At 62.8% G+C, this 23,993-nt stretch carries 5 protein-coding genes; 3 read left to right on the top strand and 2 right to left on the bottom strand.

Features of this window, described 5'->3' with window-relative positions; all coding sequences use genetic code 11:
- Nucleotides 1-603: 603 nt before the first annotated feature.
- The gene (locus CKA38_RS16745) at nucleotides 604-18,288 is read right to left on the bottom strand and encodes an autotransporter-associated beta strand repeat-containing protein (protein ID WP_108825221.1); all 17,685 of its coding nucleotides are present in this window, start codon (nucleotides 18,286-18,288) and stop codon (nucleotides 604-606) included.
- The gene (locus CKA38_RS09275) at nucleotides 18,183-20,309 is read right to left on the bottom strand and encodes a beta strand repeat-containing protein (protein WP_161554823.1); all 2,127 of its coding nucleotides are present in this window, start codon (nucleotides 20,307-20,309) and stop codon (nucleotides 18,183-18,185) included. Before CKA38_RS09275 ends, CKA38_RS16745 begins: the two co-directional genes overlap by 106 nt.
- Nucleotides 20,310-20,778: 469 nt before the next feature.
- Between CKA38_RS09275 and CKA38_RS09270 the strand changes: the two genes are divergently transcribed.
- From CKA38_RS09270 to CKA38_RS09260, 3 genes are all read left to right on the top strand, one after another.
- Entirely contained in the window at nucleotides 20,779-22,275 is a 1,497-nt protein-coding gene (locus CKA38_RS09270) for a DNA-3-methyladenine glycosylase 2 family protein (RefSeq protein WP_108825219.1), read from the top strand.
- A 22-nt stretch (nucleotides 22,276-22,297) separates the two neighbouring features.
- Entirely contained in the window at nucleotides 22,298-22,837 is a 540-nt protein-coding gene (locus tag CKA38_RS09265) for a methylated-DNA--[protein]-cysteine S-methyltransferase (RefSeq protein WP_108825218.1), read from the top strand.
- Between the two features lie 356 nt (nucleotides 22,838-23,193).
- A complete protein-coding gene (locus CKA38_RS09260; RefSeq protein ID WP_108825217.1) occupies nucleotides 23,194-23,985 on the top strand; it encodes a uroporphyrinogen-III synthase in 792 nt (263 codons plus the stop codon).
- Nucleotides 23,986-23,993: the final 8 nt, after the last annotated feature.

The following is a 23,993-nucleotide window of genomic DNA, read 5'->3' as shown; positions in this document are numbered from 1 at the left end:
AACTTACTATCATTCTTCGACACGCATCCGGCGCAAGCCACACAAATTAATAAACAAATACGCAAGACGAAATTCATACACGCATCGCTTGAGTTTTTGACAATTTATAAATAAAAGAGAAACTTTTCATAAAGGTCAAAAATGGGACCAGGTCGCGTCTTGTCACTTTTTACGGATATTATGGGTTGTCAGATAGTTGCGAACGGTGACAGGGTAAGAGAGCTGAGGCGGGGCCGGGCCTTGCTTTTTGATATTTGGGAAACAGGGGCTGCGTAGAAAAGAAGCAGGGGCGTAAATAAAATCATGGGGCATTTTGGAGGAGTGGCTGCCTTGGAATGTTGTTTTGAGTGGGGTGGTGAATCGTGTGTTGGTTTTTATGCTTATACCGCCTGCATCAGTGGTCAAACATTCAATCCATCATGGTTGGATGTGATTGAATGTGTGACTGAAAGCCAGGCTTGGGCGGATCGCACACGCCACCCGAACTGCCAATGGCATGGGCTGGAAGCCCATGATACCCGAGCCGCATCGGGCTCAGCCAGAGGCTTCGCTCTACCGAAAAACCGCCTGCCTGCGGCGACGGTTCGGGACGCCGCTTCCACGTTACCAAAAGCGGCGGTAGCCGAGATTTAGGGACCAGGGGCGTTCGTAGAACTGGGCCTTCGCATACTCGTAGTCGAAGTAAACTTGGCTGATGTCGTTGATGCGGTAGCTCGTGCCCAAGCCGAACTCGACTCGCTTGCCGTCGTAGTTGGCTTCAAATGTCTTGCCGTGCGCGCTGATCTCGCCGTCGGAGCTTTCCACGGAGACCGCCGCAAACTTGCCATAGGGCGCCCAGCGGCTGCCGGGGATTTGTTTTCCGAAGCGCACAAGAGCGCGGTATTGCCAGGTTTTGGAGCTGTCCACGTGCACGTCGATCGCGCGCTGGTCGGCGGTTGCTTGCGTCGAGTAGTTCGCGCTGTCGAGACTGAGCACCGCCACTTGCACTCCCGGCTCCACCCACCAGCCGTCGGTGCGCTGCAGGCGGCGGCCAAACTCGGCGCTCAGGCTTTGCGCTCCGGTTGTGTATTTGCCGCGTGTCGTGCGACCATCCACCGCCTTGGCCTCAAATTCATTCGAGTAACGGTCCAGGCGCGCCACCACGTCGAGGTGCCAGCCGGTTTGTTTGAGCAGCGTGAGGTAGGCGCCCACGGCCACGTTGCGCGTCTTGCCGTTGCCTCCGTTGTCGAAGTCGCGGTCCACTCCGCCCGTGTCGATGAAGGCGCCGAGCAGGTGCACGCCGGTTTCGGTTTCGAAGATTTTGTCCGCACCACCGGTCATGCCCCAGCCGTATTGGCGGAAGGACATGCCGGAGAGGTCGTTCGCCGCGTTGAGGCGGTAGCCGCGCGCGCGAATCCAGAGGTTTCCGGATTTTGGATTGTCGGAGCGGGTGAGGGTTTCGGCGCGGATGTCGCCCAGGCGCAGGTGGAGGGCGTCGAGGGCGTAGGCCCAGTCGAGCGCGAGTGTCGAGGCGGTGTTGATGATCGCGTCAGCGGCGTGGCTGAGGTTGCGGTCCGAGAGATACCATTTGTTTGTGTCGGGCGTGTAGACGCTGCCGTCGCCCTGGACCAGTTCGATGGTGGTGAGGTCATACTCAAGTTTGCCGCCGGGGTTTGCCATTGCGAAGGTGGCGCTGCCGCTGCCGGTCGTGATCAGTTCGATGGCGAAGTTGATCGCGGCGGGTGGTTCGCTGATGGGGTTGATGTAAACGTCGTGGCGGCCCGCGCCGGCGTCGGCGATTGCGAGGTGATTGGCGACGGTGCCGGCGGGGTTGATGCCGGCGGTGATGTCGGCGAGTTTCGCGTTGAGGATGAAGCGTCCGGTGGTGTCGCCGAGGGTGTCGATTTGCGCGGCGGCGGTCGGGGCGGTGGCGGCGAAGGCGAGGGCGCCGTTGTTCAGCTCGAGGGCGCGGAAGCGGTAGCCGGTGGTTTCGAGGATGAGCGCGCTGGTCGCGTCGAGCGTGGTGGCGGCGATGGTGTAGCCGGCGGGGTTGGCGAGGGTGAGCGTGCTGTTGGTGAGCTGGTGAAGGCCTTCGCCGTGGAGTTCGTTTTGCAGCGTGCCGGTGACGTTGAGTTGCTCGAAGGCCGCGCCGTCGGCGACGGTGATCGCGGCGGTGCCGAGCGCGTCGATCTTGGCGGCGATGAGACGGCCTTCGTCGATGCTCGCGTCGCCGGTGAAGCCGGCGTTCGAGTGGTTGATCGCCACGATGCCGGTGTTGTCCTTGATGAGGGTGCCGGTGCCAGAAAGGGTGTTTTGCAGCGCGCCGGTGCCGGTTGTGTCAACAATGAGGATGCCTTCGAGTTCGATCGCGGCGGAGCCGAGCGCGTCGATATCGGTAATGCGCGCGGTGGCTGGGGCATTGATGTTGGTTTGCGCGGTGAAGCCGGTGTTCGAACTGGTGACGAGCAACGTGCCGGTGGAGAGGGTAAGCGCGCCGGTGCCGGTGAGGAGGCCGTCGATTTGGCCGCCGTTGGCGAGGGTTTGCGTGTTGCCGTTGAGGTCGTAGGTGGCGGGGATTTCCACGACGAGGAAACTGGTTTGCCCGAGTGCCTCGTTCGCGCCGGCGATGAGCGTGCCGGTGGCGAGGGTGGTCGTGCCGGTGTAGGTGTTGGTGTTGTTGAGCGTGATCGACCCGGCCGCCTCGACGCGGAGGTTGCCCGAGCCGCTGACCTTGGCGTGCAGTTCGTCGGCTCCGTTCAGGATTGCGTCGTCGATGTCGCCGGTGAGCAGCGTGGTCTTGCCGGCGAGCAGGTCGAGCGCGGTCAACTCGTAGGAAAGATGGATGCCGGTGTTGCTCGCAACTGCGGCAAAGTCGTAGGTGCCGCTCGCCACGATGTCGCCGGACTGGGCGATGTCGAGTTGCGTGGCGTCGGTGATTTGGTTGCCAAGTTGGTCGACGAGTTGCGTGCCGGTGATGAGCGTCTTGCCGCCGGCCGCGAGGGTGGTCGATTCGACGAGGGTGATGGTGTGCGGCTCGTCCTGCTGAAGCAGCGGGAGTGTGTTGCCGGGGAGGGCGCCGGTGTCGATGACCAGGACGGTGTCGTGGACGGCGAGCGTGCCGGTGCGGATGATGCCGGCCGCCTCCGTGCCGCTCGCGGCGAGCGTGAAGCCGAGTGTGCCGCTGGTGAGCGTGAGGTTGCCGATTTGCTGCGCGCCGCTGCCGGTGGCGACAAAGGCGTTTTCGTCGATTTGCAGGGTCGCTTCGGTGAGAACGGCGGTGTTGGTGCCGGAGAGATCGAAGGCGGCGGAGTGCAATTCGAGGACGCCGCGGAAAGGGCTGAAGGGCTGAAAGACTGAAGGGCTGAAGGAGAAGGCGTTGTTGTTTGTATCCACTTTCAGGATACCGGTGCCGCTGAGCGCGTTTGTGTAGAGCCAGGCGGTCGCGCTGTCGATGTCGAGCAGGCCGTCGATGTGGGTCGCTCCCGCGCCGAGATTGGCGGTCGAGGAGACTTGCGCGGCTCCGGTGATGTGCCAGTCGGTGGAGTTGGTGCCGGTTAGGACTGTGTAGGACCCATAAGACCCTTGGGTCACATGGGACGTGCCGGTGCCGGTGATGTTGTTTGAGAAGGTGCCCGTGGCGGCGAGGTCGAGGTTCGCGTTGTTGATGACGGCACTGGTGCCGACGCCCTGGAGGTTTTCGAGTCGCAGCGTGCCGCCGGTGATTAGCGTCGTGCCGGTGAAGGTGTTGTTGGCGTGGTCGATCGTGAGCGCGGTCGCGGCGTTGATTTTCTCGAAGACGCCAGAGCCGGAGAGCGCGGCGTTGCCGAGGTTCGCATTGGTGGAGGCGGCGAGGCGGCTGGTAGCTGAGATCGCGAAGGTGCCGCTGTAGTTTGTGTTGTCGGCGGTGAGCGTGATCGTGGCACTGTTGACGAGGGAAACCCCGCCCTGCCCTGCCAGCGTCTTGGAGAGGTCGCCGGTCGCTCCGTCCGCGCTGAGTGTCGCGCCGGATGCGATCGCGATGGTGCCGGTGTTGCCGAGGGCTTGAGTGTTGTTGATGATCGTCGTGCCGGTGACGCCGACGTTGGCGGCGAAGGCGGCGTTGGTGCTTGTGATTGTCGCCAGGCCGCCGAGGCCGAGGCTGCCCGAACCGTGGAGCGTGCCGTCGATTTGCGCGCCGTTGGCGATTGTCTGCGTGTGGCCGTTGAGGTTGTAGGCGGCGGTGCCGGTGATGAGCAGGTGGGCGGTTTGGCCGAGCGCATCGTTGGCGGCGGCGATGAGCGTCCCGCTGCTGATCGTGGTTGTGCCGGTGTAGGCGTTCGAGTGGCTGAGGAATATTTGCGTGTCGCGCGCCTGGATTGTCAGGTTGCCGGTGCCGGTGATTTTGGCGCCGAGGACCGTGTCCGTCGCTCCGGCGTTGTCGAGCACGAGGTTGGTGTTCGTCTTGAGTTCGGTGAGCAGGTAGTCGACGTAGATGCCGGGGCCCTCGATGTGGTTGCTGTGCGCGCTGCCGGTGACGTGGGCAGAGCCGCTTGAGAACGCGGCGTAGTTGTAGGTGGCCTCGATGTCGGTGTTGCCGTGCCCGTCGCCGACTATGAGCGTCGTGCCGGTGTTCGAGGGCGCCGCTCCATTGAAGAGCAGGTTCATTTGTTTGCCGGCCTCGTCGAGCGAGGCCGCCTTGACCAGCTGGATGCTGTTCGTGCCGCTGTCCTGGTCGAGGAAGTTGCCCGTGGTCGGCGCGCCGGCGGGCGTGAGGCTCGTGTCGAGGTTGAAGCTCACCGAGTCCGCGTTGGCGACGGTGAGCTCGTTGACTTCGAGCACGTGCGCGGTGTCGGGCGACTGGAGGTGCACGTTGATCGTGCCGCCGATCAGTTCGAGGCCGTTGATTTTCATCGTGCCCGACACGCTGTTGGTGCCGAGGTTGATGATCGATCCGGCTTGCGTGCGCAGCGTCGCGTTGGCGAGGGCGGACTCGTTCGCGGTGTTGTGGAAGAGGTTGTAGGTGGTGTTTTCGAGGGCGAGGACGCCTTCGAAAAAGGCTGAAGAACTGAAGGCTGAAGGGCTGAAGGTGAACGCGGAGCCGGAAAGGTTGACGGCGAGGGTGCCGGTGCCGGTGAGGGTGTTCGAGTAGGCCCACGCGGTGGTGGCGGCAAGGGAGAGCTCGCCGTCGATGTGCGTGTTGCCCGCGCCGAGGTTGGTGGTCGAGGAGACTTGCGCGGCTCCGGTGATGTTCCAGTCGGTGGAGTTGGTGCCGGTTAGGACTGTGTAGGACCCATAAGACCCCGAGGACACATGGGACGTGCCGGTGCCGGTGATGTTGTTGGCGAAGGTGCCCGTGGCGGCGAGGTCGAGGATCGCGTTGTTGATGACAGCACTGGTGCCGACGCCCTGGAGGTTTTCGAGTCGCAGCGTGCCACCGGTGATTAGCGTCGTGCCGGTGAAGGTGGTGTTGGCGTGGTCGATCGTGAGCGCGGTCGCGGCGTCGATTTTCTCGAAGACGCCAGAGCCGGAGAGCGCGGCATTGCCGAGGTTCGCATTGGTAGAGGCGGCGAGGCGGCTGGCGGCGGAGATCGCGAAGGTGCCGCTGTAGGCGGTGTTGTCTCCGGCGAGCGTGATGGTGCTCGTGCCGAGAAGTTCGAAGGCGCCGGAGCCGGCAAGGGTTTTGGTGAAGGCGCCCGTGGCGCTCGCGGTTTGCAGGGCGGCGTTTGCGGCGATGGCGATGGTGCCGGTGGTCGTGCCGAGGGCTTGCGTGCTGGCGATGATCGTCGTGCCGGTGACGCCGATGTTCGCCGCGAAGTTCGCGTTGGTGCTTGTTATTGTCGCCAGGCCGCCGAGCCCGAGGCTGCCCGAACCGTGGAGTGTGCCGTCGATTTGCGCGCCGTTGGCGATTGTTTGGGTGTGGCCGTTGAGGTTGTAGGCGGCGGTGGCGGTGACGGCGAGCCATGCGGTGTTGCCGAGCGCGTTGCTCGTGCCGCTGACGAGTGTGCCGGTGTTCACGAGGGTCGTGCCGGTGTGGGTGTTGGCGGCGTTGTTGAGCGTGATCGCGCTGGTGGCGTCGATTTGCAGGTTGCCCGCTCCGGTGATCAGCGCGTGCAGTTCCGAGCCGCCGGCGGGCGGCTCGGTGTCGTCGGCGAGCGTGGTGGTTTGGTTGGCGAGGAGGTCGAGCTGCGTAAGTTCGTAGGCGACTGAAAGGCCGTTGGTGTAGTCGAGCGTTTGCGCGTAGGTTGCCGTGGCGGTCGTGACTGATGCGGTGTTCTTGATGGCGGCGGTCGTGGTCGCGCCGTCCGCGAGCGCGAAGTTGGTGCCGGTGACGGCGGTCGCGTCGATGAGCAGCACGCGGTAGCCTTCGTCCTGCTGGAGGAGCGGCTTGGCGAAAAGCCCCGTGCTTCCGCTGTAAGTCGAGGTGATCGTGACCGTGCCGCCGATGGCGTCGAGCGTGCCAGTGCGGATGATGCCGTCGGCTCGCGTGCCGGTCGCGTGGGTGAAGACGAGCGCGCCGCCGTCGATGGCGAGGTTGCCGATGGCGTGCGTGCCGGTGGCCACGGTGGTTGTGTTGTTCGCGCCGAGGATCACGTCGGCGTTGGCAAGGGCGTTGTTGTTAAGCGTGAACGCGCTTTTCAGGAACTTGGCAGTTCCTGAAAAAAGGGCTGAAGGACTGAAGGACTGAAGGCTGAAAGAGAAGGCGTCGGAGGACGATGCGAGATCGACTTCGAGGAGGCCATCGCCGGTGAGCGTGTTGCTGAATGTCATGCTGCCGGTGGCGACGCGCAGGGTCGCGCCGGCGGCGATGGTTGCGGTGTGCACGCTGAGCGCGTGCTCGTCTGCCATGACGAGCATGCCATCGAGGATGTCGGTGATGCCGTCGTAGTCGTTGGAGCCGGAAAGGACGAGCGTGCCGCCGCCGGTTTTTTCGACGCCGTGCGTGCCGGTGATTGTCGTCGCAATGGTGGTCGTCACGAGCAGGCCGGGCGTTTGGTAATCCTCGTCGTCAACGCGCAGGATTATGTTCGCGTCGCTGCCGCTTGTCGTGAGGGTGCCGCCGGTAAGAAGATAGCCGTCGGTGCGGAATTGCGCGCCGGAAAGTTCGATGGTCGTGCCGGAGTTGACGACGGTGACCGTGCCCGAAACGCCCTTGAAAATTGCGAACTCGCCCTGTTCCCACTCGCCGTTGGAGTTGCCGTCGGTGCCCGTCCACGCGGTGTGCGTGCCCGACAGGGCGCCGGGCGCATACCACGTGCCGTTGCCTCCGTTCGCCACGCCGTTGTCCCACAGATCCTTGTCCGCGCCGTCCCAGATCGCGTAGCCGTTGAGATCGTAGGCAAGCTTGATCCAGTTCGTTTCGCTGGTGACGATTTTGTATTTGGCGAGGTTGGTGTCGGCGTCGCCGCTGATCGTGCCGATGGCGAAGTTGGTCGAATCGCCGCCGAGCGTGCCGGTGTATTTAATCAGGTCATACTCGCCCTTGCTCAGCGTCGCCGTCGTGGTGATGTTCACGTGGCTCGTGCCGCTCACCGTCACGTTGCCTCCGACGACCAAGAGGTCGTTCGTGCCGCTGTGATACATGTGCCCGGGATCGGTGCGCTCGCCGAGCTCCCAGTCGAGTTGCGCGTTGTTTTCGAGCGTCAAGTTGCCGAGGATCGTGAGCCGGCCGGGGCTCGCGCCGGGCGCGATGTGGCCATGGGAGAGGATCGTGACGTTGCCGCCGGTCGTGCCGGTGCCGCCGAGGGTGGAGTTGGCCGCGACGATTGTGTGCGCGCTCGCCAGGTAACCGCGAAGGCTCAGCTTGCCGGCGTTCACGAATGTCGTGCCCGTGTAGGCGTTGTTCGCCCAGAGCGTCAATGTGCCCGTTCCGGTTTTGGTGAACGCGATTGTGTCGCTCACGGCGGCGATGCCGTCGGCGCGGATGGCGATGGAGTTTTCGTCGCCGATGGCGAGGGCTCCGGCGATGTCGAAGACGACGCTGCCGGAATGGGCGTAGAGGAAACCGCCCGCGCTGTCAGTCGCCGCGGCGGTGTTGCCGCGCGCGGTGTTGCCGGTGTAGGCGAGTGTAGAGCCGGAGCTGACGGCGATGACGGTGTTGGCGTATCCCTGGTTGTAAATCGCCCCGCCCACGCCCGCGGCGGTGTTGCTGGTGAAGATGACATCGGTGAGCGTGTTGACGTAGGCCGCGCCGTAGTTGGAGAGCGCGCCGCCGCCACCGCCCGAGTAGTTGCCGGTGAAGACACTGCCGGCGATGCCCATGGTGCCGCAGTTGGCGATGACCCCGCCATTGCTGTTGGCGCTGTTGGAGACAAACACGGAGTTGTTGATCGTGAGCGTGCCCAGGTAATTTTCGGAGACGCCGCCGTAGGTGACCGCGTGGTTGGATTCAAAACGGGAGCCCTCAATCGAAACCCGCCCCCCGGGGAACGCGGCGATGGCGCCGCTGCTGCTTGCGGCGCGATTGTTGGTGAAGGTGGAGCTGGTCACGGTTGCGCGGCTGTTGTTGGACACGGTAATCGCGCCGCCGTTGGTGCCGTTGCTCGAGTTGGAAACGAAGAGCGCGTTGCTGACAATGATCGTCCCTGCGCCAGTCGCGGCAATCGCACCGCCGGATGCCGCCGCATAATTGCGTTCGAAAAGCGCGCCGTCGATATTGACGGTGCCGCCGACGCTGATCGCGCCGCCGGTCGAGGTCGAGCGGTTGTCGAGAAACCTGACCATGCCGGTGTTCGTGAAATACCCGCCGGCGGCGACGGCAACGGCGCCACCGTCGCCGGCGCGGTTGTCCGCGAACGTGACAATGCCGTTCAGCTCGACCGTGCCCGCCGTGTAAATCGCGCCGCCGCCACCACCCGCGCGGTTGCTCGAAAAACTTCCCGTGGTGATGTCGACGGTCATTGATGATACGTTGTGAATGGCGCCGCCGGAACCGGCGCGCGCGGTGTTGCTGGTGAAGACGAGGTTGGTGCCGGAGATGACGCCGCTGTTGTGGATCGCGCCGCCGTGGGAGCCGGACACATTGCCGTCGAAGGTGAGGTCCACGCCGGCGAGGGTGGCGCCGTTGCCGTGGAACGCCCCGCCGGAGGAGGCCGCGTAATTGTTTGCAAAAGTTCCCGAGCGCAGGGTGACCGCGGCGTCGGCGGCCTGCGCATAAATGGCGCCGCCCAAGCCCGCCGAGGTGTTGCTGGCAAACACAACGCCGCCGCCGGTGAAGGCGCCCGTGGTGTAAACGGCCCCGCCTTTGAGGGCGGCGCGGTTGTTGGAGAATGTTGACGAGTTCGCGATTTCAACGCGCGCGAGGGAACCATTCCATATCGCGCCGCCGGAGGAGGCGTAATTGCCGTCGAATACGCTTGATTGCAGGTTGAGCGCGGCCGTGGCGCCCTCTTGGAAAACGGCGCCGCCGTTGGAGCCGGAGGTGTTGCTTGCGAACAAAAGACCGGAGCCGCGGATCGTGCCGGTGTTGTAAACGGCCCCGCCTTGCATCGCGGAATAATTGCCCGCGAGGGTGCCCGATGCGAGTGACATGGTGCCGGTGTTGTAGATCGCCCCCGCATAACCGGCTGTGGTGTTGCTGGCGAAAATCGCGCCGGTGGCGCTGAGCTCGCCGGCGTTGTAGATGGCGGCGCCGTTGGCGCTGACACTCGATCCGCGATTGCCCGTGAAGGTGACGCCGCCGGTGATGCCGAAGGTGCCGCCGGCGTTGACATAAACCGCGCCGCCGTTGGAGCCGAGGGGGGCGGTTGTCACAGTGAGATCCGCGCCGGACACAGCCTCGAGCGTGGCGTTGGCACCGGCCGAAATGATCTGGCGCTGCGTCATGGTGCCGCCGGTTGCGAAGACGAGACGCGCGGCGGAACCGGCGGCGCCGTCGTAATAAACGGTGTTCGCGCCGGAACCGAGCGCCCAGCCGGCGTTCGTGCCGGTGGCGGCGACGAGCGCGCCGTTGCGAATGAAAATGTCGCCGGTGAAGCTGTTGCTCGCGCTGAGGACGAGGGTGCCGCTGTTGCTGGCTGTAACGGTCAGCGAGCGTCCGTCCCAACCGCTGGCGTAGGGGCTGTTGTTTTGGTCGGCGAGGGAAATGTCCATGTCGAAGCTCGTGCCGCTCGCCACGGTGAAGTTGCCGTGGCCGTCGGTCTCGCCGCCGAGCCAGGAGAGGTTCACACCGGCGAGATATTGTTTCGCGTCTGCGGTTTTATAGATGCCGCCGTAAAGGTAATCGGGCAGGTTGGCGGCGTCGAAACCGTCGAGCGTGGCGCTGGCGAATGTGCCGCTGATCGTGCCGGTCGTCTTGATCAAAACCTGCTGGTCACTGGCGAGCACCGCGCCGGCCGTCGAAAAAACCGAGTCCGCGCCAAACCCGTCCACGCTGATCGTGCCGCCGACTGTCGCGCTGTTCGCGGTGATGAAGGCGTCGCCGAGGCCACGGTTGTTTTCCACGGTGAGGGTCAGCGTGGAGTTGGCGCCTTGCGAATAGATGCCGCCGACTGCGACCGAGCCGGAGTCGCCGATGGCCAGTGCGCCGGCGCCTGCGGAGCCGAGGGCGAGGTTGCCGGTGTTGCGCCAGAGACCGGAGCCGCTTATCGTCACGAGGCCGTTGCCGCCGAGGCCGCCAATGGTGGCGTGCTGGTTGCTCACGAGACTGTCCTTGATGTCCAGGACGGCGGCGGCGGTGTTGCCGGAGCCGACGGTGAGCGCGCCGGAGCCGAGGGCGAGCGTGGAGCTGTTTGCGAGCAGGAGCGTGCCGGAGTTTATGTTTGCGGTCATGCCGGTGCCGGCGGCCTGGATCACCGATTCGGCGGCGGTGGCGTCAACCAGGCCGTCGATTGTCCAGACGGAGGCGTTGCTGCCGGTGACGGTGCCTCCGTTCACGAGCAGCGTCGAGCCGGCAGAGCCGCTGAAGGCGCCGAGTGTCTGGGCGCGGCCGTTGATGTCGGCGATCGCGCCGGAATGGATGTCGAGGCGCGCGGTTTTGCCGAGCGCGCCGTCGATGCCGAGGCGAAGCGCGCCGTCGAAAACCGTGGTCGTGCCGGTGTGGGTGTTGGCGGCGTTGAGTGTGATTGTGCCGGTAGCCTGAATCCCGAGGTTGCCCGCGCCGGTTATTTGCGCGTGGAACTCGTCGCCGCCCGCGACGTTGTCCGTGTCGCCGTCCAAAATCGTGGTGTAGCCGGAGCGCAGGTCGAGGCGCGTGAGGACGCTGCCGAGATACAGGCCCGTGCCGGTGCCGGCGGCGCCGGTCGAGGTCATGGCGACGGCGTAGTAGCCGGTGGCGACGTCACCGTTGTTGCCGGCGATGGTGGAGCTTTGACGAATCGCGGAGCTCACGGAGCTGAGCGAAACGGCGCCGCCGTTCAGCTTGAGGCTCGACACGGAGCCGGTGATGGATTGCGCGTTGATGAGTTGCCGCACGACGCCTTCGTCCTGTTGCAGGAGCGGGGTCGCGGAACTGCCGGTCACTTGGGCGAGGTCCACTCGCACGTTGCCGGATTTCAGTTCCAGCGCGCCGGTGTCGATCCATCCGGCGGCGCGGCTGCCGGTGCCGGAGAGGTCGAAGCCCACGTTGCCGCCGTTGAAGACGAAGTTGCCGACGCGGTTGCTTCCGGAGCCGGCGATGATCGTGCTATTGGCGGAGCTGATGAGTGTCGCGGCGTTGAAGGCGCCGCCGGAAAGGGTGTGGGTGACCTTGCGGAAATTGGCCGTGCCGGTGAAGGCGTCGGTGTTGCCAGTGAGCGTGAGCGTGTTGGTCGCCACATACAGGTTCACGTCAAACAGGCCGGAGCCGGAGAGGTCGTTGTCGAAGGTGTAGTTCGCCACCGCTGCGGGCGGCGCGACATACGCCGACGCGCCGGTGTGGACGGCCAGCGTGCCGGTGCCGATCGTCTGGGAGCTGGTGGTTGCGGATAGTGTGGCGATGACGAGCGAGCCGGCCTCGACTTCCGTGCCGCCGGTGTAGGTGCTCGTGCCGGCGAGGGTCAACGTGCCGGCGCCGAGTTTGTGCAGGACGCCGGCGCCGCTGAAACCGCTGTTCCTAGCCACACCGATGCTGAACGCATTGCTGTCGATGAACGCGCCGCCGGATTGAATGACGAGGCTTCCCTTGGCGCCCGAGAAACCGGAAATAAACGACGCGCCGCCCTTGGTCGCCTGCAACGTGCCGCTGTTAAAATTGATCGTGCCGGTGCCGCTGACCTTGGCCAGCGATCCGGTTTGCAACAAGCCGCCGTTGAGATTGAGGATGCCCGAAGCGGCGCTCCCCTCCGCGAACCGAACCCAGCCCGTATTGACGATGGCGTTGTCCTCGATGGTCAGATTTCCCCGTCCGGAACTGCCAATGGTAAGGACACCGGCGGCCCTCAACAAACCGGAGCCTTCGACGGTCACGTTGCCCAGGCTGTCGCTGCCATAGCCGACAGTGAAGGCACCGGTCGCCGTCAGGGAGCCGCTGTCGGTTATGGTCAAAACCCCGGTGCCTGATCTGCCGGCATAATAAGTCTTGTTTGTTTGCCAGTGGCCGGATTTTTCGATCAGCACGCTGCCATAGCCGTCCTTGGCATCGCTGATGTAAGCCTCGCCCGACACGAAGCCGTTGTCCGTAATGGTCAGGTAACCCTTGCCCTTGCCTGAGTAGGCCAGACCAATGAAGCGGGCGATCAAGGAGCCGGATCCACCGACAGTCACACTGCCTTGGTTGCCGGTGCCGGGACCGATGTTAATGGAGTCGGTCCTAACGGTGCCTTTCTCCAAAATGGCCAGGTGGCCCTTGTTAACAGACATGCGACCAAGACCACTCATATTATCCCACAAACCGGAACCGGTCACCGTCACGGTGCCGGTGCCGTAGGTGCCTAAGCCGATATAGGCTTGGGAGCTTTGCACAGAGCCGCTGCCCTCAATGGTCAGGAAACCTTTGCTGGAATGGCCGACATACAAGTCGGCGGTATTGAGCCAAAAGCCGGAGCCGGTCACCATCACGCTGCCGGAGCTGGAGGTGTTGTAGCCAATGTAGGCGGTGGTATTTTGAACAGTGCCGTTGCCTTCAATGGACAGAAAACCGGTGCCCGAGTTGCCGACATACAAGTTGCCCGTGTTCTGCCAAACGCTGGAATCGGTCACCGTCACGACTCCGAGGCGGGAGGAATTGTTGCCGATGTAGCCGTGAACGTTTTGAACGGTGCCGCTGTCGGTGATCGTCATGAAGCCGGTGCCGGAGTTGCCGACATACAGGTTGCCGACGGCGCCGAAATATCCGCTGACGTTGACCGTGCCGCTCGTGCCGGCGGCTCCGCCGATGTGGATGGCCGAGGCGCTGCCTGTCCAGCCGGTGACGGCGAGCACGCCGCCGTTGATGGTGGTCATGCCCGTGTGGGTATTTGTGCCTGAAAGCGTGAGCGCGCCGGTGCCGGTTTTGGTGAGCGCGCCGTCGCCGGTGATGCTGCCGGAGTAGGTCGTGGCCTCGGTGTTGAGCGCGATGACGTGACCGGTAAGGTTGTTGCCATCGGCGCCCGCGATGATGTGGCCGGTGCCGGAGAGATTGGTTAGCGTTTGCTCGATGTCGCCGGTCGCGAGGGTTGCGTTGACGATGACCGCCGTGCTGCTGGCGATGGCGTTCGCTGCGGTGAAGGCGAGCGTGCCCGCGCTCACAGTGGTCGTGCCGGTGTGCGCGCTGGCGGCCGCGAGCGTGAGCGCGCCGTCGCCGGTTTTTTCAAGGGAAGCAACGCCGGAACCGCTCTGCGCGATGCCGCCGATCAGCGTCGTTTCATTGCCGGAGGCGGCGTCGAGTTTGAGTGTGATGTCCACCGCGTCGGTGCCGTCGAGTTGGCTGTCGAGATTGATGGCGTTGTCGATTGTTTGCGCGCCGGCGGCGGTGAAGGCGAGCGTCGGGGCGAGCGTGCCAGCCACCGTGAGCGTGCCGGTGCCGAGGGGGCCGGCGATCACGGAACCCGAGGAAGCAGACGAGCTGGCGGCCGCGGTCAGCGTGCCGTCGAGCAGGGTGATGCCGCCCGAAAAACTGCTGGCGTTACTGGCCAAGACCAACTCGCCCGCGCCGCTTTTGATCATGCCTTGCGTGCCGCTTACGGGCGCGTTGATCGTGAGCGTGCCGGTGCCGACCGTGCTCACGACGAGACGGTTGGCCAGGGCAACGCCGGCGTTGGCGATCGTCACGGAGTTGTTGTTTTGCAGCGTCAGGTTTGCGACCTCATCGGAATCCATTTGCTCGAAGGTGAACGCCAGCCCCCCGATCGAATAGTTTTCGCCCGTGTCGTTCATGAACATGAGGCCGCCGAGCGTGAGGTTTGCGACGTCGATGTTCACCGGGGTGCCGTTGAGTTGGAGTGTAGTCGAGAAGACCGCCACCGAGCCGGGGCCGCCGGGCGCCACATTTGTCTCCCAGTTGCCGACACTGCTCCAGTTGTTGAGGGAGGCGTTGCCGTTCCAAATGGAACTCACGCCGGTCGGGATGAGTTCGTAATACTGCTGGGTGGTTTTGATGACCCTGGCGCCGGGCGCGTAGGTGATGATTCCGCTGCTGTAAAAACTGATCGTGGCGAGTTTCGCGTGGTCGAAAGCGGTTAGGACATCGTTGACAAAGCGCACTTGGGTGAGGCCCCCGCCGTAGGTGCTGTCGCCGTTCCAGTTGATGATGTCGAGCGTGCCGTTCCATGAGCCCACATCCGCGAAGGTGAGCAGCGAGGAGCCGGACGCGCCGTTCATGTTGATGGTGCCGGAACCGGCGAGATTGAAGAGCGTGCCCGCAAAGGTTTGGCTGCCGCTGACGTTGAGCGTGGCGGAGCCGAGCGTGAAGTTCCCCAAGCCCGTGCGCGTGCTGTTCACGCTGCCAAGGTCGAGCGCGCCCTCCCGCAAAACGAGGTTGGACGTCACGATGTTGCCGCCGGTCCAGTGCAGCGTGGCCGCGCCGGTTTTGATAACATCGCCGGCGGTGCGAAGGTAGCCGTAGGCGTTTCCGCTGATGGTGGAGTCGGTGTCGACGACGAGGTTGGTGCCGATATTCGCGCCGCTGATCGCGCCGGCGGTGTCGGTGATGTTGATGCTCGCGGTGTTCACGGCGCTGTTCCCGTTGAGTGCGAGGTTGCCGTGGATATCCACCGCCGTGCCGCCGACAACCAGTTCGAGCATGCGCGCGAAGTTGCCGCTGGTGAATTTCACATGGCCCATGCCCAGGTAGTGCTCGCCCGCCGCCGTGGCGCCGCCGAGCGCGATGTCGCCGCCGGCGTTCACCCGCAGCGTGCCGTTCGTGATGGTCGTATCGCCCGTGTAATCGTTGTTATTATTGTTGATAGTCAACATGCCCGCGCCGGTTTTGTTGATGCCGTAGGCGCCGGTGAGTCGGAAGTTTTCCCCGAACACAACGCTGCCGGTGACCGTGAAGTTTGTGTTGTTGGTCAATGTAACCGGCAGGGCGCTGGTCTGCGACAAAGTCAGCGCGCCAGCCGCGCCGTCCAACCCGATGTTGTAATGATTAAACACCACCGTGTTCGCCAGGGTGACGGGGCCGCCCCAAGAGGCCAGTGTGGAAGTTTTTTGGGGTTCGTTGGACGCGATAAAAAACAGCGTGCCGCTGCTGATGGATTGCGCGTCGCCGATGGACAGCGTCGATCCACGATTGATGGAAGTGTTGCCGCTGTATTCATGCGCGCCTTCCAACCGCCATGCGCCGCCAATCACCAAACTGCCTGCCCCGGAGAAAACATGCCCGGTGGACACAACCACATTACCGGAGACGGAAGTGTCCCGCGCGAGCGTGCTGGTGCCGCTGTGGTTCAGGATAAAGGAGCCATTGATAAATTCACTTGTTTGGGTGCTATTGAATTCAAATTCGTTGCTGATTGTGCGGGCGCCACCCAGTGCGTCGAGTCGGTGGGAGGCCACCAGCCGCACCACTCCGCGGCCCAGCGCGCTGTCGGAGCCGACGCCAGTGGACATATTATTAAGATGCCCGAGGATGACATCGCCGGCAAACGTGTTGTTGCCGTAAAAGTTCACTCTCATGCCATAAAGGCTCATGCGCAGTCCACCGGGGCCCTGCAAATCCTGCTCGATGTTCAACACGGCGCTGTTGTAGCTGCCCTGCAGCGTCCATGTGCCGGATTCCACATAGCCGGGATCGGCGCTGCGGAAGGTGAGCACGCCGGTGTTGTTGCCGCCGATGCCGAAATTCCAATTGCCCGCGATGCGCAGGGAGGCGTCAACCACGCGCACCGAATTCGCGGTATCAAGCCCAACGTAATACCAGCGTCCGGGCGTGCCGTCGCCGATTGTCAGCGACTGGATGCTGCCCGCCGCGTCGGTGCCATTGTAGCTGCCGCTGCCGAACAGCGAGCCGTCGGCTGCGATCCGCACCACCGGCAGGCCCGCCGCGCCAGTGGTGGTGGCGGTGCTGCCGACAATGCGAAAGCCGCCGGTGAAATCGCTGGCGCTCGTGCCGCTGGCGTCCGCCGTGCCGACAAACATCAGGGTGTTGCTGCTGTAAACGATGCCGCCGCTGCCGGAGACGCGGCTGTTAAAGTAAAGCGTGTTCGGGCTGGTGTGACGGAAATCGAGGCCGCCATCGAGGCGCATGTCCGTTTCGAGGGTGGCGGTGTGGTTGCCGGAGTTGGACAGGACGGCGTTGTCGCCGCCGTTGTCGAACACGAGCACCCCGGCATTGGTGCCGCCGACGGTGAAGACCTGCCCGCCGGAGCTTTCCAGCAGCAGCTGCCCCACGGTAAACGCGCCATCAACAAGGATGCGGTTGCCATTGAGCAAGCCGTCGGCGTCGCGCACCACGGCGGTGCGGCCCGCGGCGTTCGACACGCCGCCGACCCAGTTGACCGTGGAGCCCCACAGGCGGTCGGTGTCGATGCCGGTGCCGCGCGCGCCCACCCATTCGTTGAGCGAGGCGCCGGTGGGAGCGAGAAACCAGAGGTTGCTGCCGCTCACCTGAACCAACTCCGCGCCCGCCTCGTAGCCGGTGAAACTCACCCGGTCGAGCCGCCAGGCATTGGCCCCGGAAAATCCCGCGGTGCTGGTGAAATAAACATAGGTGTCGTAGTCACCCGGGGCGCCGCTCGTCGACCAAATGCCGCTGTCGTTGGTGAGTGAAAGTTGGAAGCCGGTGCCCGACCAAGTGACGCCGCCCTTGAACAACAGGGACGAATGCTCGTTGAGGAAAAGCCCGGCGTTGCCAGTGAGTGTGAGGGTGTTGAACGTGGTCACGTTTGGCGAGCCCGTCGAGCCGCCCGCCAGCGTGAGCAAGCCGCCGCCCATCGCGAGAGTGGGCGCAACGGTGCCCGTGCGCGGCAGCATATAATCGTGCCCGCCGATGATGAGATTGCCCGCCTGAATGTTGAGCGCGGCGAGGTGCACGGGGGTGTGGAGATACGCCTCGCCCGCGCTTTGCTTGAAAAATGTGCCGACATTCGTGATGCCGCCGCTCATCGTCGAGGTGATGTGGATTTCCGTATTGGGAGTGGGCCGCGCGTAAAGCTGCGTGGCGCCGGTGCCGACAAACGCCGTGTTTACCACCAAGTCCCCGTCAAAAATCAGGTTCGCGCCGCTCGCACCCGTCGTTTGCCAAACCGACGCGTCGGTAAACTCGATGGCACCGCCGCCGGTGCCGGTGAAGCTGCGGCCGTTCCCCATGAGCACGGTGCCGCTGACGACAGTGGAGCCGCTGCCAATGAACAACAAGTTGCCGCCGGTCGTGGTGACGAGGCCGCGCAAGTAGGCATCGTAGCCATTGTTGGCCACGGACAGATTGCCGCCGGCAACCGTGACGCTGCCGCTGCCGTAATAATTGTGCCCCGCATCAAGGGCGCCCATGACAAGATCGCTGTGCAGATCCGCCCGCACCGTGCCCCCGCCGGACTTGGTGAAGCCGCCGGAAAACACATTGGAGCCGCTGTTCATGACCAGCGTGTTGACGGCGTTCAACGTCAACGCCCCGGCGCCGGTCAGGTTCAAATCCGGGCCGAAACCAACATCCGGGAAAGTATGCCTTTGGCCGTTCCCGCTGGTGGTGATCACGCGGTCGGCGGTCAGTTCCACATCGCCGTCATAATTCAGGTAAACGGCGGTCATAGAAAAATCGCCGTCGATGATGAGGCGGGTGTTCAGTCCGACATTGTTATGGTAACCCAAGCCCAAGCTCGATCCCTCGTGCATGACAAGCGCGCCACCCCAGTAAAACAACTGACCGGTCGTGGTGTGGTTGTAAGCGCCCAGCATCATTCTCTTGTAGGCATGGACGGTGCCTGTGTAAGTGGGCGCGTAACCCGAGCCTCCATACAACACCAGATTCCCTTCGGCGATGATGTTGCCGGTGCCGGACAACGCCCCCCCAGAGCCGCTCCGTATAAAACATCGCCGTTTGCGTAAACCACGCCGGTCGCGGTGACGACGAGGTCGTTTTCCAACACAATCGCGCTTACGATTCGCACCCCGCCCGTGCCGCTGATCGTGGACGCCATTTTGGTGCCGCCAACCATGAGGCCGCTGTCAAAAATAACCGTGCCCGAGGTGAACGTCAGCGTGCGGCTGTGACTGCTTCCCAGATGGCTGGTTTCCAGATGCCCCAAGGTGACGGAGCGCCCCTGCAAATTGACGGAGGTTTCGGAGCCAAACTGGGGCGCGATGACCGTGGTGCCCGCCCGGTCCGGAATGTCCAGAGTCCAGCGGGCGAAATCAAACCAGTTGCCCCCGCCCGTGAGCGTGGTGGTGAGAAAGTCCACCGGCGCAAGCACGCCGCCGCCCAAGTCCACCGCGCCGGGCGCGTAACCGCGAAACCAGATTTTCGACAGATCCACACCGCCTCCGGCGACAACCGTGTGCCCGCCGGACACGACCGCGCCGTCACCCAGATGGCTGGCGGGATTGCCCGTCCAGTTGTAAATGGAGAGGAAATTTTCAGCAAACGGGTTGGCTTCGCTGTTTCCGGCGAAGACGAGGCCGTTTATGCCCAGCGTGGAAGGCGTGGCGGAGTCAAACCAAAGGCCGAGGCGCGCGGCATTGCCGAGGTTCATGCTCGAAAAGTTTTGGTCGTGGCCGTTGAGCAGCAAATTGGTGATGACGCCCCCGCCGATGTTGAGCGAGGAGGCGCCCAACTGGTCGGCACGACCGAAGGACACCTGGCCCCCGGTCGTGGTTGTCAGCTGGTTCGTGAAGATGCCGTTGGCGCCGGAAAAGGTGATCCCGTTTGCCAGGTCGAGCGCGGTCTGGTTGAGCGTGATGGCGCCGAGGGCGGACTCGATCACGAACTCGTCGGCGACAAACGTGCCGGTGTCGCCGGCGGCAAAAGTGAGTGCGTTGGCGCCGGTTTTGCGCACGAGGCCGAGGCCGGATTGCATGACGGTGTTGTTGAGCGTCACACTCATGGCCGTGGTGTTTTGCGCGGTGTTGAAAACAAGCGTCGGCGCATCAATGAAGGCGCTGCCGCCGGAACCGTCGGCGTTGTAAACAAAGTCGGCGCCATTGAGCGCCAGGACGCCGCGATCACCCGCGTCCGAACCGCCGCTGATCGTGCCGGAGTTGAGGACAAGGCGAAACGCCGTGCGCGCGTCGTTTTCCGTGACGATGAGGCTGCCGCCTTTGTCGAGCGTGATGAGGCCGCCCGCAATTGTGGCGTGCTGGTTGGCGAAATTACCCGCGGCGGAATTGATCGTGAGCGAGACTCCGGTGTTGGCGATCCGGATGTCGCCAAGGCCGAGATAATTCGCCCCGGTCGCGGCAACCCCGCCGCCAAGAATCGTGCCCGCGCCGGCAGCTTTGGCGAGGGTGGTGTTAACCGTGCCGGCGGAAATATCCAAGCCGCCTGAAAACGTGTTGTTCGAATTGGAAAAGACGAGCGCGCCGCCGCCGGTCTTGACGAGCTGTGTGCCAACGCCGGTGATCGCGCCGCTGATGGTGGTGGTGGCGGGCGCGTGCCCGGCGTTGACATAGAGTGTGTTGCCATTGCCGTCGATGCGCCCGGAAATCGTCAGCTTGCTCGCAAAAGCGGGCAGCGACGGATCTGTGCCGGCCTGAATGGTAAGATCGCTGAGCAGGTTGATCACACTGCTGATAGTGATGTAATTGCTGCCCTGGTAATTGAGAAACGCGCTTTGGCCACCCGAAGCCGCGAAAGTTAAGGTGGAAGTGCGAATGAGGATCGTGGAAGCCGTGGCATTGCTGCCTTCGATGCTGAGCGTGCCGACAGTGAAGCCGGGGTTGGCAAGGTCGATTGTATGATTGCCCGCCGAGAGGTCGTTGCTGATAATGGCGGTCGCGTCGGCGGCGTTTGGCACGCCGTTGTCCCAATTGGCCGCCGCACCCCAAGTGCCATTGCCCGTTTTCTGCCATGTGGATTGTGCCTCCACAATCGGTTTAGCCGCACACATGCCGACAACAAGTGCCATTAAAAGCGCAACCTGATGAATCAAACGAAAAGACTGTGAGTGACGGTTTTTAATCATCCTTTTGAGGGTGGATATGAACAATCATGCTCCACCTTATGGCTGAGCGAGTTACGTAAAAAAATGCTACTTTTTAATAAAATTATCACAAATAATGGCCATTTTTTTGCAATACACTCAACTTTAATTGTGCCAAGTGTTGCACAATCGAAATAGGCTTCGCACGACCGCATTCAACACCAACAGAGCCGCATACCTGTCGCCCCCCGTCGCCGGCTTGTTGCAGCGTTTCCGCATCCTGCATCGCCCCCCAGATTCTACCCATTCAAAAATTAATTGGGGAAAACACATGCATGTCCGAAAATGGCGAGTATGTTTCGGAAAAACGTGTTAAAAGAACACCACAACAACACTTCAAAAAGTTCGACCTATCATGCGCACGCACTCGCAAACCCCATCGGAAAAAAGCGACCCACAAGAGTCGCGGGTTTGGTATGAAGCTTTCAAGCGAAAGGACAGCCGCTTCGACGGACGGTTTTTTGTCGGCGTTTTGTCGACGGGTGTTTACTGCAGGCCGGTGTGTCGCGCGCGATTGCCGCGGGCCGCGAATTGCACATTTTACGACACGGCGGCGGAAGCGGAGCGCGCGGGATTTCGCCCGTGCCTTTTGTGCCGCCCCGAACTCGCTCCCGGCAACGCGCCCGTTGATGCGAAGGCGGCGCTCGTTTACCGGGCGGCAAAATTGATGGAGGAGAACTGCGCCCACGGGGACGTTGTCAGGGAAATCGCCAAGCGGCTCGGCTGCACGGATCGTCATTTGCGCAGGGCGTTTCTGGAAAAATTTCGCGTCACGCCGGTTGAATACATGCAGACGTGCAGGCTGTTGCTCGCCAAAAATCTGCTCACAAGCACAACCCTCTCGGTCTTGAATGTGGCGATGGCGGCCGGATTTGGCAGCCTGCGACGATTCAACGACCTTTTCAAAAAACGCTATCGCCTCGCCCCCACCGCACTGCGGAAAAAGCTCCCGGATGCGGAAAAAAACAAGGGCTCCATAACGGTGTCATTGGGATATCGCCCGCCCTATCGCTGGCAAAAGCTGCTGGACTTTCTTGAGTTTCGCTCGATTCCCGGCGTGGAAAAAGTCGAGGGCGGCGAATACTTTCGCACCGCGCGTTTTGCAACCGGCGACGGACGCGAGGCGCGCGGCTGGGTGCGGGTGGCGCATCAACCGGAAAACCGCACACTGGCCGTCAGCGTGGACGTCGCCCTGCTGCCGGCGCTGCCGCAGGTGCTGTCGCGCGTCCGGCATCTGTTCGATTTGTGCTGCGATCCCGGCGCCGTGCATGAGTCGCTCGCGTCTATGAACGCCATCAAGCCCGGCGCTTGCGTCCCGGGCACGCGCTTGCCCGGCAGTTTTGACACGTTCGAAATGGCGGTGCGCGCGGTGCTGGGGCAACAAATCACAGTGAAGGCGGCGCGCACGCTGGCCACGCGAATCGTCAACGCCCACGGCACCCCGATCCAAACCGGCGTCGATGGGTTGACGCATGTGTTTCCATCGGCCGGGGACATCGTCGCGCTGGACGGCCCGATTGAAAACCACTTGTGCGCCCTGGGCGTCACCGGTGCGAGGGCGCGAACCATTTTGGAACTGGCCAAGGCATTTGAAACAGGAACGGTCGATTTCAGCCTTTGCGCGCAACCGGATGCCGAGGTGAAAAAACTGATGACGCTTCCCGGCATCGGCGCATGGACGGCGCACTACATCGCCATGCGAGCCATGGGATGGCCCGACGCTTTTCTGGAAACCGATTACGGCGTGAAAAAAGCCCTCGCCCCGCGTTCATCAAAGGAAATCCTGGCGCTGGCTGAAAACTGGCGCCCGTGGCGGGGCTACGCGACGGTCAACTTGTGGAACACTTTGTAAACAATCCGACGAAAGAAAAATCATGACCTGCTCCACCCTCCACGAATCTCCCCTCGGCCCGCTTCTGCTGGCGAGCGACGGTAAAAACATCACCGGCCTCTGGATGTCCGGACAAAAATACTTCGCCGCCACCGCGGGCCAAAACATGAGGGAAGCCCCCGAACTGCCGGTGTTCAAAACCGCGCAAAAATGGCTCGACCGCTATTTCAAAGGCCAAAAGCCGGAAATCTCCGAACTGCCCCTGGCGCCCGAAGGCGGCGAGTTCCGCCAGGCGGTGTGGAAAATCCTCCGCGAAATCCCGTATGGTGAAACCATCACCTACGGCGAAATCGCCAAAAAAATGGCGCGGCGAATGGGCAGGCCGGGCATGTCCAGCCAGGCCGTCGGCGGAGCCGTGGGGCACAATCCCATCTCCATCATCATCCCCTGCCACCGGGTCGTGGGCGCAAACGGCAGCCTGACCGGTTACGCCGGCGGCATTGATAAAAAAATCAAACTGCTCGAACTCGAAGGCGCAAACATGACCGCGCTTTTCATACCCAAAAAAGGCACGGCCCTTTAAGTGCGTTTTATACGAAATCCGTTCACCGCGATTCAAAACGCGCCCATTTTTTATCCGAAAAGTAACCTAATAAGTCACACTTGGCCGGCCCCTCCACAAACTGCGGCATCTGGCTGAAAACGTTTCATGAGGCAGAAGCGCGGGCGGTCTCTTGATTTTGTTTTTTGCAAATCAAAGCTCCCTTATGCCCTTAATGTTGTCCGCGGCGCGCCCGGTCTGTTCAGCGCTGCTTGGGGGTTGCGCGTCCTTTTCGGAAAAGATGAAGGCAAAACGCCGGTCGAAAAAGCACCCCTCGGAAAAACGATTTTATCCGCTTGCCCTGAATCCCCGGCGCGTTGCTCTTGGGTGATTCTTCCATGTCCAACGCCAGTAACAACCAGCCGTTTCTCAATCGCCGCATCGTCATCACGCGCACGCAGGCGCAAAATGCCGGGCTCCGCGAAAAACTCGAAAACCTCGGCGCCGAGGTTCTCGACATCCCTCTCATCACCGTCACCCCGGCCATCGACAAAACCGCCCTCGTCGAAATCTTCGCCGAACTCGGAAGCTATGACTGGATCGTTTTCACCAGCGCCAACGGCGCGCGCATTTTCTTCGAGCAGTTTTTCAAGGGCTTCGACGACATTCGCGCGCTCGGGCTCCTGCGTTTCGCCTGCGTCGGACGCGCCACGGCCCGCGAAATTGAAAAGCACCACATCAAGGTCGAGTGCATGCCCAAGACCGCCACCGGCGAATCCCTCGCCGACGCGCTTATCGACACCGACAGCCTCGACAGCGCCAAGGTGATCGTCGTCACCGGCAATCTCAACCGCGACACACTCGTGCAAAAACTCGAGGACGCCCGCGCCATTGTTGACCGCCTCCCCCTCTACAAAACCGAAAAGACAAACCTCGCCGACAATCCCGCCGCCGCCGATTACCGCGAGCACGGCGCCGACGCCCTCCTCTTCACCAGCTCATCGACAGTCGATTCCTTCGTCGCCCAAAGCGCATCGCTCCGCCGCGGCGAAAAGGCGAAACAGCCCCTCTACGGCAGCATCGGCCCGCACACCAGCGAGACGATGCGCGAGAACAAAATCCCCGTCGATTTTGAGGCGGGCGAAGCCACTCTCGACGCCTTCATCGACGCGTTGATTGCAAAATTGTAGTCGCCCCA

Origin of the sequence: Ereboglobus luteus, assembly GCF_003096195.1 — a bacterium.
In the GTDB taxonomy this organism is placed as follows: Bacteria; Verrucomicrobiota; Verrucomicrobiia; order Opitutales; family Opitutaceae; genus Ereboglobus; species Ereboglobus luteus.
Note: the sequence above shows the minus strand (reverse complement) of the source record. Positions and strands in the feature narration are given on the sequence as shown.

What these genes read in the sequence shown, in the direction of transcription:
- CKA38_RS09270 (WP_108825219.1), top strand. Translation starts at nt 20,779, where the DNA reads ATGCGCACGCACTCGCAAACCCCATCGGAAAAAAGCGACCCACAAGAG.
- CKA38_RS09265 (WP_108825218.1), top strand. Translation starts at nt 22,298, where the DNA reads ATGACCTGCTCCACCCTCCACGAATCTCCCCTCGGCCCGCTTCTGCTG.
- CKA38_RS09260 (WP_108825217.1), top strand. Translation starts at nt 23,194, where the DNA reads ATGTCCAACGCCAGTAACAACCAGCCGTTTCTCAATCGCCGCATCGTC.